This window comes from Bradyrhizobium sp. SZCCHNR2028 (assembly GCF_032380995.1).
Classification (GTDB): domain Bacteria; phylum Pseudomonadota; class Alphaproteobacteria; order Rhizobiales; family Xanthobacteraceae; genus Bradyrhizobium.
Map to the genome: position 1 here is coordinate 195792 of NZ_JAUHJF010000002.1, position 14403 is coordinate 210194.

General features: G+C 66.1%; 16 protein-coding genes. 14 read left to right on the plus strand and 2 right to left on the minus strand.

What is annotated here, in order from left to right:
- The first annotated feature begins 208 nt into the window (after window positions 1–208).
- Genes QX121_RS04065 through QX121_RS04125 form a run of 13 tightly spaced genes read left to right on the plus strand, consistent with a single transcriptional unit; the run spans window position 209 to window position 12098 of the window.
- Window positions 209–655 carry a hydrogenase accessory protein gene (locus QX121_RS04065; RefSeq protein WP_315811231.1) on the plus strand — a complete coding sequence of 149 codons (447 nt, stop codon included), beginning with the start codon at window positions 209–211 and terminating at the stop codon, window positions 653–655.
- Window positions 652–1515 (plus strand): hydrogenase expression/formation protein, encoded by an 864-nt coding sequence (locus QX121_RS04070; RefSeq protein WP_315811232.1) that lies wholly within the window; start codon window positions 652–654, stop codon window positions 1513–1515. Before QX121_RS04065 ends, QX121_RS04070 begins: the two co-directional genes overlap by 4 nt.
- Window positions 1512–1724: a rubredoxin gene (locus tag QX121_RS04075; RefSeq protein ID WP_315736715.1), complete on the plus strand. Its 213-nt coding sequence runs from the start codon at window positions 1512–1514 to the stop codon at window positions 1722–1724. The genes QX121_RS04070 and QX121_RS04075 overlap by 4 nt, the downstream gene beginning before the upstream one ends.
- Complete coding sequence (gene hybE / locus QX121_RS04080) at window positions 1721–2230, plus strand: [NiFe]-hydrogenase assembly chaperone HybE (protein ID WP_315811233.1); 510 nt, start codon at window positions 1721–1723, stop codon at window positions 2228–2230. The genes QX121_RS04075 and hybE overlap by 4 nt, the downstream gene beginning before the upstream one ends.
- The gene (locus QX121_RS04085) at window positions 2227–3327 is read left to right on the plus strand and encodes a nickel-dependent hydrogenase large subunit (protein WP_315811234.1); all 1101 of its coding nucleotides are present in this window, start codon (window positions 2227–2229) and stop codon (window positions 3325–3327) included. Before hybE ends, QX121_RS04085 begins: the two co-directional genes overlap by 4 nt.
- Entirely contained in the window at window positions 3320–3661 is a 342-nt protein-coding gene (gene hypA, locus QX121_RS04090) for a hydrogenase maturation nickel metallochaperone HypA (RefSeq protein ID WP_315811235.1), read from the plus strand. Before QX121_RS04085 ends, hypA begins: the two co-directional genes overlap by 8 nt.
- The gene (hypB, locus tag QX121_RS04095) at window positions 3661–4629 is read left to right on the plus strand and encodes a hydrogenase nickel incorporation protein HypB (RefSeq protein WP_315811236.1); all 969 of its coding nucleotides are present in this window, start codon (window positions 3661–3663) and stop codon (window positions 4627–4629) included. The genes hypA and hypB overlap by 1 nt, the downstream gene beginning before the upstream one ends.
- Window positions 4626–6893, plus strand: coding sequence for a carbamoyltransferase HypF (hypF, locus tag QX121_RS04100; protein WP_315811237.1), 2268 nt, complete (start codon window positions 4626–4628; stop codon window positions 6891–6893). The genes hypB and hypF overlap by 4 nt, the downstream gene beginning before the upstream one ends.
- Window positions 6893–7129, plus strand: a complete 237-nt coding sequence (locus QX121_RS04105; RefSeq protein WP_315736723.1) for a HypC/HybG/HupF family hydrogenase formation chaperone — start codon at window positions 6893–6895, stop codon at window positions 7127–7129. Before hypF ends, QX121_RS04105 begins: the two co-directional genes overlap by 1 nt.
- Window positions 7126–8253 carry a hydrogenase formation protein HypD gene (gene hypD / locus QX121_RS04110; RefSeq protein ID WP_315811238.1) on the plus strand — a complete coding sequence of 376 codons (1128 nt, stop codon included), beginning with the start codon at window positions 7126–7128 and terminating at the stop codon, window positions 8251–8253. The genes QX121_RS04105 and hypD overlap by 4 nt, the downstream gene beginning before the upstream one ends.
- Window positions 8250–9290, plus strand: a complete 1041-nt coding sequence (gene hypE / locus QX121_RS04115; protein WP_315811239.1) for a hydrogenase expression/formation protein HypE — start codon at window positions 8250–8252, stop codon at window positions 9288–9290. The genes hypD and hypE overlap by 4 nt, the downstream gene beginning before the upstream one ends.
- An 8-nt stretch (window positions 9291–9298) precedes the next feature.
- Window positions 9299–10756: a sigma-54 dependent transcriptional regulator gene (locus QX121_RS04120; protein WP_315713484.1), complete on the plus strand. Its 1458-nt coding sequence runs from the start codon at window positions 9299–9301 to the stop codon at window positions 10754–10756.
- On the plus strand, window positions 10731–12098 hold the full coding sequence (locus tag QX121_RS04125) for a sensor histidine kinase (RefSeq protein WP_315811240.1): 1368 nt from the start codon (window positions 10731–10733) through the stop codon (window positions 12096–12098). The genes QX121_RS04120 and QX121_RS04125 overlap by 26 nt, the downstream gene beginning before the upstream one ends.
- 121 nt (window positions 12099–12219) lie before the next feature.
- Here QX121_RS04125 and QX121_RS04130 read toward each other — a convergent pair whose 3' ends face one another.
- Window positions 12220–12906 carry a GntR family transcriptional regulator gene (locus tag QX121_RS04130; protein ID WP_315736729.1) on the minus strand — a complete coding sequence of 229 codons (687 nt, stop codon included), beginning with the start codon at window positions 12904–12906 and terminating at the stop codon, window positions 12220–12222.
- Window positions 12907–13006: 100 nt separating this feature from the next.
- Window positions 13007–13720: a GntR family transcriptional regulator gene (locus QX121_RS04135; protein ID WP_315778852.1), complete on the minus strand. Its 714-nt coding sequence runs from the start codon at window positions 13718–13720 to the stop codon at window positions 13007–13009.
- A 139-nt stretch (window positions 13721–13859) separates the two neighbouring features.
- On the opposite strand from QX121_RS04135, the gene QX121_RS04140 reads away from it, so the two are divergent.
- A complete protein-coding gene (locus QX121_RS04140) occupies window positions 13860–14384 on the plus strand; it encodes a copper chaperone PCu(A)C (RefSeq protein WP_315811241.1) in 525 nt (174 codons plus the stop codon).
- Window positions 14385–14403: the final 19 nt, after the last annotated feature.

The following is a 14403-nucleotide window of genomic DNA, read 5'->3' on the forward strand; positions in this document are numbered from 1 at the left end:
GATTCCTGGCAATAAGATTTCCATAAGAAAAGTAAGTTGCCAGACATTATCTGGAAAGCGGCTTTCCGATTGATTGCGGAGCTCTTAATTTCAATAAAAATATGAGATATTTCAACGTATTGAGCGTTCCGCTGTCGCGCGGGCGTCTGGCACGTTGATTGCTAACATGGAGAGCGCGGCAACGATAACTGGTCAGGGAGAAACGTCGATGGAAATGCAGCAGCGTGACCCCGCGCGCATGCGAGGCGGGTTGCCGGAGGTCGATGCCGGCACCGTCGACGCCTTTCTCGCCGAGGCCGATCGCGCCGGGCTGGTCGCCGTGCTGCTGTCGGCCGGTGATCCCGCGCGGTTTCCGGAGGCGCTCGATGTGGCCATCGTGCTGCCGGAGCTGATCACCGCGTTTCAGGGCCGGCTGCGTGGCGCGGTCATCGCGCGCGACGCGGAGGCGGAGCTCGGGACGCGCTTCGGCGTGCGCGTCCAGCCCAGCCTGATCCTGTGCCGCGGGGCCGAGGCGCTCGGCCTGATCGCCAAGATCCAGGACTGGTCTGTCTATGTCGATCGCATCTCGCGGCTGATCGACCGGCCGCAGGGCGCGACTGCAGCGGTCGTCGCCAGCATCGTCCCAGTCCATCAGCCTGCGGGAGCCGAGCGATGAAGCCGGGATTCTGGATCGCGCCTGAAGGAGCCGAGGAGCCGGTCAACATCTTTCCGATCGGCGAAGAGGCGCTCGATACCTCGCACAAGGGGCTGACCGCGTCCGGGGCCCTGGCCAAGCTGGCCTCGCTCGACTCGGAGGCGCTGGCGCGCAGCTGCCCGCGGGCGGTCGAGCTGCTGTCGACGATTGCAGCGGCCATCGCGGCGCAGACCGCCGGCGCGCCGACGCAATTATTCCGGCTCGAGGGCCTCAACGATCTCGAGCGCCGGCTGATCGACGACGTGCTGGGCGAGGGCGAGGTCGCCGGCGTCGTGGCCCTTCCCGACGGGACGCTGGCTCAGATCCAGGAATCGGTGCTCGCCGGAATATGGCGGGTGCGGCTGGAGGCGGACGAGCGACACGACTACGTCGAAATCGGCGCCGTCCCGGAGATCGTATCGCGCGCCGCCGCCGATCTGACTGCAGGTGACATCGTGATCGGCCCCGTGCCCGAGGGCACCATGAACGCGCTGCCGGTGCTCGCCGAGATCCGCGAGCGCGCGCTGTCCTGGCGACCAGGTCAGCGCTCGCAGACCATCAACTTCACGCTGCTGCCGATGAGCCCGGCCGACATGAGCTTCCTGCAGCAGACGCTCGGCAACGGCCCGATCCAGCTGATGTCGCGTGGCTACGGCACCTGCCGCGTGCTCGCGACCGGCATCCGTCATGTCTGGTCGGTGCAGTTCTTCAACGCCATGGACACGATCATTCTCGACACCCTCGAGGTCGGCGGTGTGCCGGTGGTCGCGCTCGCCGCGGCTGAGGATTTCGAGGATTCGGCCGAGCGTCTGACCCAGATCATCGAGGCCTATTTCACATGAGCGGCGGCTTCGAGAATTTCGGTGTCCGCAGCGATCTCGCTGATGACGTGCTGCTGGAGTGCGGCATCTGCTGGACGCGCTACGACCCGGCCGAGGGGGATGGCGTCGCGCAGATTCCGCCGGGCACGCCGTTCGCGGCCTTGCCGGATGACTGGCATTGCCCGAACTGCGATGCGCCGAAAGCCAAGTTCATGGTGGTCGAGCCATGAGCCCTGAGGCGGTCGGGCAGGGGACGTCGGACGTCACGCCGGCCGCGTGGGGCGAGCGTCTTGCCGGCGTCTATCGTGAAATCGGCGCTCGTGCGATGCGCGAGCTGCCGATCTATCACGACGCGCTCGACGTCGAGGCGATCGGATTTTCAGTGGTCGACGGCCGCATCCTCGGCATCGTCGTCACGCCCTGGTTCATGAACGTGGTCACTCCGGTCGAACAAGGCGCCGCGGGATCCGTCATCAAGATCGGGCTTCCGGCCGGTTCGTTCGAGTTCACGATCGGCGATGTTGCCGAGGTCGGTCGGATCGCGAGCTGCTCGCTGTTCTCGCCGATGTTCGAGTTCGAGGACATGGCCGCGGCGCGTACGGCGGCGGAAGCCGCGCTGACCGCGCTGATGACGTCGCCCGAAGACGAGCCGTCGTCCGAACGTGGTGCGAAGGCATCGGGTGCGATCGATCGCCGTGCGTTCCTGCGCGGCACCCTCTCCGAGGGCCGCGCATGACCCTCGCCTTTCGCAACCGCATCGACGTGACGCTGTCGGTCGCCGATCGGCTGATCACAGGCGTCGACATTCAGCCGCGCACGCGGCCACCGCTGGGACGGCTGTTCGCCGGCAAGCCGGCCGAGATGCTGCTCGCGGCCCTGCCGCGGCTGTTTTCGCTGTGCGCCAGTGCGCACCAGGTGGCGCTGCTCTCGGCGTTGGAAGCGGCGTGCGGCGAGCGGGCGGCGCCGCTGACCAGGCATCGTCGGATCAAGGCCGTAGTCGCGGAACGCTTCGCCGAACTCGTGCGCGGTCTGCTGGTTGCGCCGTTGGCGGAAAATCGCAACGCTGCGCAGCTGGTGCAACGGCTGTTGCAGGCGGTCGCGTCGCTGCAGATGCATTCCGGCGCCCAGCAGCAATCTCGCGCTGCAACCTTGTCTCAGATCAAGACGGACATGGTGGCCCTGGGCATAGGCTTGGCAGCGGAGCCCGTTCTACCGGGAACTCCGCTTGCATCTCTGATGGACATGGTCCGGAAGGCCGCCGATGATGGAGGATGGAGGCACATGCCGGCCGAGCACGACATCCTGTCGGCCGCCGACGATGGCGCCGTCGTCGCGCAATTGATGGACGTGGGATCTGCCTTTGCTGAGGCTCCGGAACTCGACGGCAGGGCTCCGGAGACCGGGGTCTGGGCCCGGTATGCGGAGCGCCATCAGTTGGCATCAGCCGGTCCCGTCGAACGCCTCTCAGCCAAGATCACCGAGGTTGCCGAGCTGTTCCGCTGGATCGAGGCCGGCGAGGCTGAGGACGAAGCGGCCGACCAGCATGCCATCGCGAGCTACGCGCTCGGGTCGCGGCGCGGCGGCGCCGCGGTTGAATGCGCCCGCGGCCGGCTGCATCACGCAATCGAGCTGGATGCGCACGGCGCGGTCTCGCGTTTCGAGTATCTGGCGCCGACGGAATGGAATTTTCACCCGCGCGGCCCTGTCGTGAGGAGCCTCACCGGGGCTGCGCTGCGCGGAACGGGCGATCGCGATGCCATCCATACGATGGTCGGATCGTTCGATCCCTGCGTCGGCTATCACCTGGAATTCCGGGAGATGGCCGATGCATGAGATGGCGCTGTGCGAAGGCATCGTCGAGATCGTCGAGCAGGAGGCGCGCAAGGGCGCCTTCGCCAAGGTGAAGACCGTGTGGTTGGAGATCGGTGCGCTCAGCCATGTCGCGCCGGACGCGCTGCGGTTCTGTTTCGAGGCGGTGACCGCAAAGACCCTGTTGCAGGGGGCGGCGCTCGAGATCGTCGAACAGCCGGGTACGGCGTGGTGCCTGGGCTGCTCGCGCAGCGTCGAGATCAGCCAACGCTATCAGCCTTGTCCGGCCTGCGGCAGTCATCAGTTGCAGGTCACGGGCGGGGAAGACATGCGGGTCAAGGAGCTGGAGGTCGAGTAATGTGCACGGTGTGTGGTTGCAGTGACGGCAAGTCCTCCATCGAATCCGGTGATCATCATCACGATCACGGTGAGCATCAACATGCTCATGGACATGATCAGTCCGGACATCATCATCATCACGGCCATCACTGCCATGATCATGATCACGAGCATGGTCACCATCACCATGATCATGACCATCATGATCACGGTCACGCGCATGACCACCATCATGATCACGCCGCCGACCGCATCGACTGCTCGGCCAACCCTGCGGGGCAGGAGGTTGCCGGTCTCTCCAGCGGGCGCATCATCCAGATCGAGCGCGACATTCTCGGCAAGAACAACCGGCTCGCCGCCGAGAACCGCGCACGCTTCGCCGCGCATGACGTGCTGGCGTTCAACTTCGTTTCCAGCCCGGGCGCTGGCAAGACCTCGCTGCTGGTCCGCGCCGTCTCTGACCTGAAGCAGAGCCGCCCCGTCGCGGTGATCGAGGGCGACCAGCAGACCTCCAACGATGCCGAGCGCATCCGCGCCACCGGCGTGCCTGCGATCCAGATCAACACCGGCAAGGGCTGCCATCTCGACGCGGCCATGGTGGGCGAAGCCTATGGCCGGCTGCCGGCTCTGCGCGGCGGGCTGCTGTTCATCGAGAATGTCGGCAACCTCGTGTGTCCGGCCGCCTTCGATCTCGGCGAGGCCTGCAAGATCGTCGTGTTCTCGACCACCGAGGGCGAGGACAAGCCGCTCAAATATCCCGACATGTTTGCAGCGTCATCGCTGATGCTGATCAACAAGATCGATCTGGCGCCGGTGCTCGATTTCGATCTTGCGCAGACGATCGAATATGCCCGCCGCGTCAATCCGAAGATCGAGGTGCTGACGATCTCGGCCAAGACCGGCGAGGGCCTCTCGGCGTTCTACGCCTGGATCAGGAAGCAGTCGGACCGGATGCGGGCGAGCGCGATGAACGCGGTGCAGGGATGAGCACGTCCGGCCGGACATCGGCGGCGAACCATACGCGCCTCCGGCTCCGCGTCCGCGGTGCCGTGCAGGGCGTCGGCTTTCGTCCCTATGTCCATGGCTTGGCGATCCGCCATCGGCTCGGCGGCTTCGTCGCCAACGATGCTGATGGCGTGCTGATCGAGGTTGAGGGCGACGAGGTCGCCGAATTCGTCGAGGCTCTGCCGCGGCAGACGCCGCCACTGGCGCGCATCGACGACATCGCCGTCGAGCCGATCGTGGCCGACGCCGGCACGGGCTTCCGGATCGCCGAGAGCGTGAGTGGGCGCGTCACGACGCGGATCGTGCCGGACGCCGCCACCTGTGCCGCGTGCCTGGCCGAGTTGTTCGATCCCGGCAGCCGCTTCCATCTCTATCCCTTCGTCAACTGCACCCATTGCGGTCCGCGCTTCACCATCGCCGAGCGCCTGCCTTACGATCGCCCGTCCACGGCGATGAAGCACTTTCCGATGTGTGAGGCTTGCCGGTCCGACTACGACGATCGCGCAGGGCGCCGCTTTCATGCCGAGGCGATCTCGTGTCCAAGCTGCGGGCCGCGGCTCAGCCATGGCATCGATGAGATCGCGGCCGCGCTCGCGAATGGCAGGATCGTCGCCGTCAAGGGGCTCGGCGGCTATCAGTTGCTCTGTGATGCGCGAGATGAGCAGACCGTCCAGCGGCTGCGCGCCCGTAAGCAGCGCGACGGCAAGCCGTTCGCCGTGATGTTGGCCACGGCCGACGCTGCAACTGAGATTGCCGAGATCGACGCGCCTGAGCGCGCGCTGCTGGAGCAGGTGGCGCGGCCGATCGTGCTGTTGCGCTCACGCCAGCGTGTTGCGTCCTCGGTCGCACCAGGCCTCGCAAAGATCGGGGTGATGCTGCCGGTCGCTCCGCTGCATCATCTGATCTTCCATGTGCTGGAGGCGGGCCGCCGCGCGGCTGCTGATGGGCCATGGGCGCTGGTCTGCACCAGCGCCAATCCGAGCGGGGAACCGCTGCTGACCGACAATGATGAAGCGAGGAGCGGTCTGGCTGATATCGCGGATCTGATCGTTACCCATGACCGAGACATCGTCATCCGCGCCGACGATTCCGTGCTTGCTGTCGTGGCTGGCGTTTCCCGCTTCGTCAGGCGAGCGCGCGGCTATGTACCGGAGCCGATCCGGCTCGCACGCACCATGCCGTCGGTGCTCGCGGTCGGCGCTCATCTGAAGGCGACGGTGACGGTAACGCGCGGCGACGAGGCGTTCGTGTCGCAGCATCTCGGTGATCTCGACACCGGGGCCGCGATCCGCTTCTTCGAGGAGACGATCGCGCATCTCACCGCCATCCTCGACGTCGAGCCGGTCGCGATCGCGCATGACCTGCATCCGGACATGGCGTCGACCCGGTTCGCGCAGGCACGAGGTCTGCCGACGTTGCCCGTGCAGCATCACCATGCGCATGCGGCTTCCGTCATGGCCGAGCAGGGCGTGACCGGCCCCGCTCTCGCGCTGGTGCTGGATGGCTACGGCTATGGCAGCGATGGCGGCGCCTGGGGCGGTGAGTTGCTGTCGTGCGACGGAGCGGGCTTCCAGCGCCTCGGTCATCTTGCGCCGTTGAAGATGCCGGGCGGCGACAGGGCCGCACGGGAGCCGTGGCGGATGGCGGCGTCAGTGCTGCACGATTTCGGTCGCGGTGACGAGATCGAGCGGCGTTTCGTAGCGCAGCCCCAGTCGCGCAACATAGTCACGCTGCTAGACCTTGCCGATACCGCGGTCACCACCAGCGCCGGCCGGCTGTTCGATGCCGTAGCTGGTTTGCTCGGTGTCAGCACGGTGCAGAGCTATGAAGGCGAGGCGGCCATGAAGCTGGAGGCGCTGGTGCGTGAACCGGCGACGCTTGAGCGCGGCTGGACCATTGCCGATGGCGTGCTGTCGCTGCGGCCGCTGCTCGCGCATCTGATCGCGCGTGATCTCGACACTGTCGAAGCGGCGGGGCTGTTTCACGGCACGTTGGCCGCGGCCTGCGTCGACTGGATCGCGAGAGCTTCGCGCGCGACTGGCATCGGCACGATCGTGCTGAGCGGCGGCTGCTTCCTCAATGCGCATCTGGCCGAACAGATCGTGCGCGGCTGCCGTTCCGCAGGCCTCGATCCGCTGCTGCCGCGCCGGCTGCCGCCCAATGACGGCGGCCTCAGCCTCGGGCAGGCCTGGGTGGCTGGTCTGCATCTCACACAAAGCAATGTGCTGTCTGGAGGGACCGTCTGATGTGCCTGGCCATTCCCGCCGAGGTGATCAAGCTCTTGCCTGACGACATGGCGATCGTCTCGATTGACGGCGTCAGCAAGGAGGTCTCGATCGCGCTGATCGAGGAGATCGCCGTCGGCGACTACGTCATTCTTCATGTCGGCCATGCGCTGGCCAAGATCGATCCGGAGGAGGCGCGCGAGACGCTCGACCTGCTCCGGCAGATGGGCGAGGCTGTGGCGGAGGTCAGGCCATGAAATATGCCGACGAATTTCGCGACAAGGAGCTGGCGACAGGTCTTGCGCGCGCCATCCGCGCCAAGGCCGATCCGGCGCGCGCCTATCGCTTCATGGAGTTCTGCGGCGGCCATACCCATGCGATCGCGCGCTATGGCCTCGAGGACATGCTGCCGGACAATGTTCGCATGATCCATGGCCCCGGCTGCCCGGTCTGCGTGCTGCCGGCCGGGCGCATCGACATGGCGATCGCGCTGGCCGAACGCCCCGAGGTCATCCTCTGCGTCTATGGCGACCTGATGCGCGTGCCGGGCTCGCGCGGGTCCTCGCTGCTCAAGGCGAAGGCGCGCGGCGCCGACATCCGCATGGTGTATTCGACGCTGGATGCGATCGCGCTGGCCGAGCAGAATCCCGGTCGCGAGGTGGTGTTCTTCGCCATCGGCTTCGAGACCACGACGCCGCCGACCGCCGTGATGATCCGGGCCGTCGAGAAGAAGCGATTGGCGAACTTCACCGTGTTCTGCAACCACGTGCTGACGCCGCCGGCGATGCGCGCGATCCTCGACAGCGGCGACACGGTCGAGATCGACGGCTTCGTCGGACCGGCGCATGTCTCGACCGTGATCGGCACCGAGCCCTACGCGCCGTTCGCGCGCGATGACGGCAAGCCCGTCGTGATCGCGGGCTTCGAGCCGCTCGACATGATGCAGGCGATCCTGATGCTGATCGAGCAGGTCAATGACGGCCGCCACGAGGTGGAGAACCAGTATCGTCGCGCCGTCACCGGCAGCGGCAACCAGCGCGCCATCCGCGAGGTCGCCGAGATCTTCGAACTGCGCGACCAGTTCGAATGGCGCGGCCTCGGCAGCATTCCGGCGAGCGCATTGAAATTGCGGCCCGGCTTTGCGCATCTCGATGCCGAGCTGCGCTTTGCCATGTCCGAGCTGGTGGTGGCCGACAATCCGGCCTGCGAATGTCCGGCCATTCTGCGCGGCCTGAAGAAGCCGGTGGACTGCCGGCTGTTCGGCACCGCCTGCACGCCGGAGACGCCGATCGGCTCCTGCATGGTGTCGTCGGAAGGCGCCTGCGCGGCGCATTGGACCTATGGCCGCTTCCGCGACCATCAGCGGAGGCTTGCATCATGAGCATGCATCAGCGCCGGCTCGACCTGAAGAATGGCTGCGTCGATCTCTCGCACGGCGCCGGCGGCCGCGCGATGGCGCAACTGATTGCCGGCCTGTTCCACGAGGCGTTCGGCAACGAATGGCTGGCGCGAGGCAACGATCAGTCGGCGTTCGACGTTGCGGCCGGCCGCATGGTGATGACGACCGATGGCTATGTGGTGTCGCCGCTGTTTTTCCCCGGCGGCAATATCGGCTCGCTGGCGGTGCACGGCACGGTCAACGACATTGCCATGGCCGGCGCCAGGCCGCTGTATCTGTCGGCGAGCTTCATCATCGAGGAGGGGGTTCCGTTTTCCGATCTGAAGCGGATCGCCGATGCGATGGGAGTGGCGGCGCGCGAGGCCGGCATCGCGATCATCACCGGCGATACCAAGGTGGTCGAGCGCGGCAAGGCGGATGGCGTGTTCATTTCGACGGCCGGCGTCGGCGTGCTGCCGGAAGGCCTCGATCTCTCAGCCGACAAGGCCAGGGCCGGCGACCGCGTGCTGCTGTCCGGCAGCCTCGGCGACCACGGCGTCGCCATCATGTCGAGGCGGCAGAATCTCACCTTCGACACCGAGATCATCTCGGACTCGGCCTCGCTGCACGGTCTCGTCGCCGACATGGTTGCGGCCGGCGGCGCCGGCATCCGGCTGATGCGCGATCCCACGCGTGGCGGGGTTGCGGCCACGATGAACGAGATCGCCCAGCAGTCCAATCTCGGCTTCCGCCTGCAGGAGGAATCGATTCCGGTGAAGCCTGCGGTCGCAGCCGCCTGCGAGCTGCTGGGGCTCGATCCGCTGCATGTCGCCAACGAAGGCAAGCTCGTCGCGGTGGTCGCGCCCGAGGTGGCCGGCGCAGTGCTCGCCGCCATGCGGGCGCATCCGCTCGGCCGCGATGCCGCCGAGATCGGCGAAGCTGTGGCCGACGATCACCGCTTCGTCCAGATGGCGACGAGCTTCGGCGGCGGCCGCATCGTCGACTGGCTGTCCGGCGAGCAGCTGCCGCGGATCTGCTGAGACGCGCGATGGGCATCCAGGGAACGATACTGGTCGTGGATGACGAGGTCCGGTCGCAGGAGGCGCTGCGCCGCGTCCTCAACCAGGATTTCGAGGTCTTGTGCGCGGGCAACACGAACGATGCCGAGAAACTGCTCGAAGGCGAGATCGTGCATGCCGTGATCTGCGACCAGCGCATGCCGCAGGAATCCGGCGTCAGCTTCCTGAAGCGCGTGCGCGAGATGTGGCCCGACCCTGTACGGATGATCATCTCCGGCTATTCGGACTCCGAGGACATCATCGCCGGCCTCAACGAGGCCGGCATCTATCAGTACATCACAAAGCCCTGGCAGCCGGATCGCCTGATAGAGATCGTCCGCGAGGCCGTGCAGCTGTACCGGCTGCAGAAGGAGACGGAGACCGCCGGCGTCGATGTGAAGGCCACGCCGGCCCACATCAAGAAGGTGGTGTCGGTCAAGCGCGGCGCCGCCAAGCAGCTCTACGATTTCGACCGCATCGTGCATTCGGCCGCGAGCCCGATGCGCAACGTGATCGAGCTCGGCCGGCGCGCCGCCGACTACGACATCTCGGTCTTGATCACCGGCGAATCCGGCACCGGCAAGGAGCTCTTGGCGCGCGCGATTCACTACGGCTCCGCGCGGGCCACCAAGGCGTTCGTCGTCGAGAATTGCGGCGCGCTGCCGGATGAGCTGCTGGAAAGCGAGCTGTTCGGCTGCAAGAAGGGCGCCTTCACCGGCGCCTATCAGGACCGCATCGGCCTGTTCGAGGTTGCCGATGGCGGCACCATCTTTCTCGACGAGATCGGCGAGACCTCGCCGGCATTTCAGGTCAAGCTCCTGCGCGTTCTGCAGGAGAGCGAGATCCGGCCGCTCGGCGCGCAGCGCGTGCGCCAGGTCGACGTGCGCGTGGTCGCCGCCACCAACCGGGATCTTGAGGCCGAAGTCGAGGCCGGCCGCTTCCGCCGCGACCTCTACTACCGACTGGCCGCGTTTCCGGTGCACATGCCGTCCTTGCGCGAACGGCCGATGGACATTCCGCTGATCGCCGAGGGTGTGCTGTCGGCGGTGAAGACCTCGTTCAACCGGCCGCATCTGCGTTTCGCACCGGCGGCGCTGGAGGAATTCTCCCGCTATCACTGGCCCGGCAATGTTCGCGAGCTGCAGAACGAGATCCAGCGCATGGCCGTGCTGGCCGATGCCGACGAGCTGCGCTGTCCGCCGTTCGCCGGCCGGCGCAACGGTCGCCGCGCCGCGCCCGCGATCGCCAATGGCAAGCTCAACGGTTCCGGGAGCCTGAAGGACAGGGTCGAGGATCTCGAAAAGACCATCATCGTTCACTGTCTGGAGAAATATGATGGTAACATCAGTCGCGTCGCCAGCGAGCTCGGCCTGTCAAGGGTGGGGCTCCGGAACAAATTGTCGAGATACGATCTGAAGAAACATGGCAAAGGCCACTCACTCTCCTGAGTCCGGGGCTGACACGCTGCTCAAGCTGATCGCGAGCAGCAGCACGCTCGAACTCGACAGCGAGCGCGAAGGCGTGTGGATCGAAGTGATCCGCAAGATGGACGAGGTCTATTCCGACCTGCTGCGCTACGAGGTCGATCTCGAGCACAAGAACGCCGAGCTCGAGGAAGCCCAGGCGTTCGTCACCAACGTCATCGAGTCCGTCTCCGACATCCTGGTGGTCTGTGACGCCAGGGGCACAGTGCAGCAGGCCAACTCCGCCTTTCTGCAGACATCGGGACGGGCCTTGGCTGACATCGCCGGTCGCGATATCGCCGAGATGATTGATCCCGATCATCGGCCCAAACTTGTCTCGCTGCTGAAGCCGCGCAGCAGCGCCGAAGTGGTCGACGGTGAATTGCGCTTTGCCGCGGCGGCCGGCGTCAGCTCCGACCTGTTCGCGATCAACAGCTCGCCGCGGCATGACCATCGCGGCCGCTTCATCGGCGTCGTGCTGACGGGCCGTCCGATCGGCGAGCTGCGCCGCGCCTATGAGGCCCTGCACAAGGCGCATCAGGAGCTGCAGCGGGCGCAGCGGCAATTGGTCGAGCAGGAGAAGATGGCAAGCCTCGGCCGGCTCGTCGCGGGCGTGGCCCACGAGCTGAACAATCCGATCAGCTTCGTCTATGGCAACATCCACACCCTGATGCGCTACCGCACCTCGCTGGTCGGCTATCTCGATGCCATCCATGAGCAGCCGGTCAGCGAGGACATCGCCGCGCTTCGCTCGGATCTGAGGATCGACGCCATCCTGGAGGATTTCGGGCCGCTGATCGACGGCACGCTGGAAGGTGCGGTGCGCATCAGCGAGATCGTCAAGAACCTGCGCCGCCTGTCGTTCTCGAAGCTCGGCGAGGTCGAGCGCGTCAACATCGAACGGCTGATCAATACCGCCGTGCTGTGGGCAGGGCGCACCAAGCAGCATCGTGTCGACATCCAGATCGAGGTCGAGCCGGATCTGTGGATCTCCGGCAACGAAGGCCAGCTGCATCAGGTGATCGTCAACCTCGTGGAGAACGCGATCGACGCGATGCGATCGACCGATCTGCCGCGCCTTCTGGTCGCGGTGGCGCGCCAGGGCAACGAGATCGCCTTTCGCATCACCGATAACGGCCCCGGCATCGACAAGGATCACCTGACCCACATCTTCGAGCCGTTCTTCACGACCAAGCGCGTCGGGGAGGGGACGGGGCTCGGGCTGTGGATCAGCTACGGCATCGTCCGCGAGCACGGCGGCGAGCTGTCCGCGACCAACGAGCCGCAGGGCGGCGCCACGTTCTCTTTCAGCTTGCCGGCGGCTTGACCATAGCGGCGGGGCTGCTGCCGACGCTGAAGTGGGATGCTGGGTATCCCTTCGAAACGATGCGGGGGGTCCTGACGGCGGTGCCGTCGGATGTTGCGGGCAGAAGCCAAGCCCGAGGTGATCAGGACGCCGTCGCGACCGGCACGCGCTCGCGCTGATTGGTCAACCGCGCCAGCAGCACGGTTGCGGTTCGCGTGATGTGCTGCCGTGCGAGATCCTCGGCCTTCTGCGCATCGCCGGCGATCACCGCCCGCAGGATGTCCTCATGCTGATCCCAGATTCGCCGCGGCGTCTCGTCGCGCATCAGCACCTCGCCCATCAGCCGGCGCAGATGCAGCCAATGCGGCAGCGTGGTGTCCTGGATGACGGAGTTGCCGGAGATCTCGTAGAGGAATTCATGAAACTTGACGTCGGCCTCGATCAGCTTCTCGACCGAATGCTCGCGCTCGGCGCTCCGGCCCTGCTCGATCAAATTCGGGCCTTCCTCGGCCGCTCGCTTGGCGCCGCGGGTCGCCGCGAGCCGGCAGGCGAGGCCCTCGGCGACCGCGCGTATTTCATAGAGGTTGCGGATGAAGTCGGTGTCGATCGGCGCGACTTCCAGGCCGCGGCCCGGCGCCTCGCGCACAAAGCCGTGATTGCGCAGCAGCAGCAGCGCCTGCTGCACCGGCTGGCGCGATACGCCGAGGTCGCGGGCCAGATCGTCCTGAATGAGGCGGGCCGATTCCGGCAGTTCGCCGCCGACGATGTCGGAGAGAATGCGCTCGTAGACGCGTTCGGTCAGGCTCGGCTGTGTCTTCAGCGGCGGCACACGGCCTCCACGGGATCAGGTGTGATGTCCGGTCGCGAATGTGGAGCTGCCGTGCCGGAGCCCGGCGCTCGCATTGCGGCCGATGTCGGTCTGAACGGGGTCATAGCGAGAATTTCCGCGCAGTGAGCGTTCGCCGCTGCTTGGGCTTGCTGTCCTGCTGGATTTCGAGGTGATGGATGAACACACTGGCCGCGCGTGAAATGTGCTCGCGGCTCAGCCGTTCGGCCTCGTCGCTGCGGCCCTCGATCACGGCTGCAAGAATGTCCTCATGCTCGTCCCAGACCGCCCGGGACATGCTCTGCTCCTTCTGCAGCACGTCGGACATCACCCGCTTCAGGCACGGCCAATGTGGTGCCATCGTCTCGCCGATCAGCGCGTTGCCGGAGAGGTCGCCGAGGAAGCAATGGAAGGCGATGTCGGTCTCGATCTTGCGGTTGACGAGCCCGCTCTTCACCGCCTCTTGGCCGGCCGCGATGTACGCCGGACCTTCGCGCGCGGCGCGATCGCTCGCGCGCTCGGCGGCCAGCCGCGCCGCGAGGCCTTCGAGCACCGCGCGCATCTCATAGAGGTCCCGAACGAAGCCGGGGTCGAGCGGCGCCACGATCAGGCCGCGGCCGGGCGCGCTCTGCACCAGCCCGCAGCCGCGGAGCAGGATCAGCGCCTGCTGAACCGGCTGGCGCGATACCCCGTAAGCCTGGGCCAGATCGTCCTGGATCAGCCGCGAGCCCGGCGTGAGAACGCCGCTGACGATCTCGTCAGTGATCGCTTCGACGACCTGGTCGACCAGAGAGGGAGCGGCGGGCACGATTCGCATGGGTCATCACATTTTGCCGCACATTAGCATGTCAAGTCCGAAAATCCATTTGCGAGGTATTCGAATTCAGAGTACGAATTCAAAAAAAGGACGCTGCGTTAAGGCAAGTTAAAAAGCGGCCAAATAGGGAGGGACTCCGTTGTCGGAAGATCCGACCAGTCTGGAGCGCGATCAGGTTTGGTCCGCGCGCTCGGAGGGCGGCGTGCCCGCCGGCGTCATGCTGGTGGTGTCGCGGGCATTGCTGGTGGCCTCGGTCGCGTCGTTCGCCGCGATGGCGCCTGTGCTCGGGGCGGCCGGAGAAGGCCTGACCTTGTCCGATGCGTGGGTGCCGGCGGCGCCCGAGGTGGGACGCGACATCCCGTTGCTGATCACGATCAAGAATGACACGACCGCGCCGGAAGCGTTGATGCGCGTGCGTTGTCCGATCGCCAATTTTTCGGAGCGGCACACCGTCGACCGCGGCGAAGGCGCGCCGGCGATGCGCTCCATTCCCAACATTCCAATTGCCGCGGGCAGCACGCTGGTGCTGCTGCCGACCGCCTATCACGTGATGCTGCTGCAGACGCGCGAGCCGCTCGAACCAGGCAAGCGCTTCACCTGCACGATCGTGTTCCAGAAAGCAGGATCCATCGAAACGGAGGTCGAGGTTCGCAAGTCGCCTTGAAGCGTGTTTGTCGCCTGCT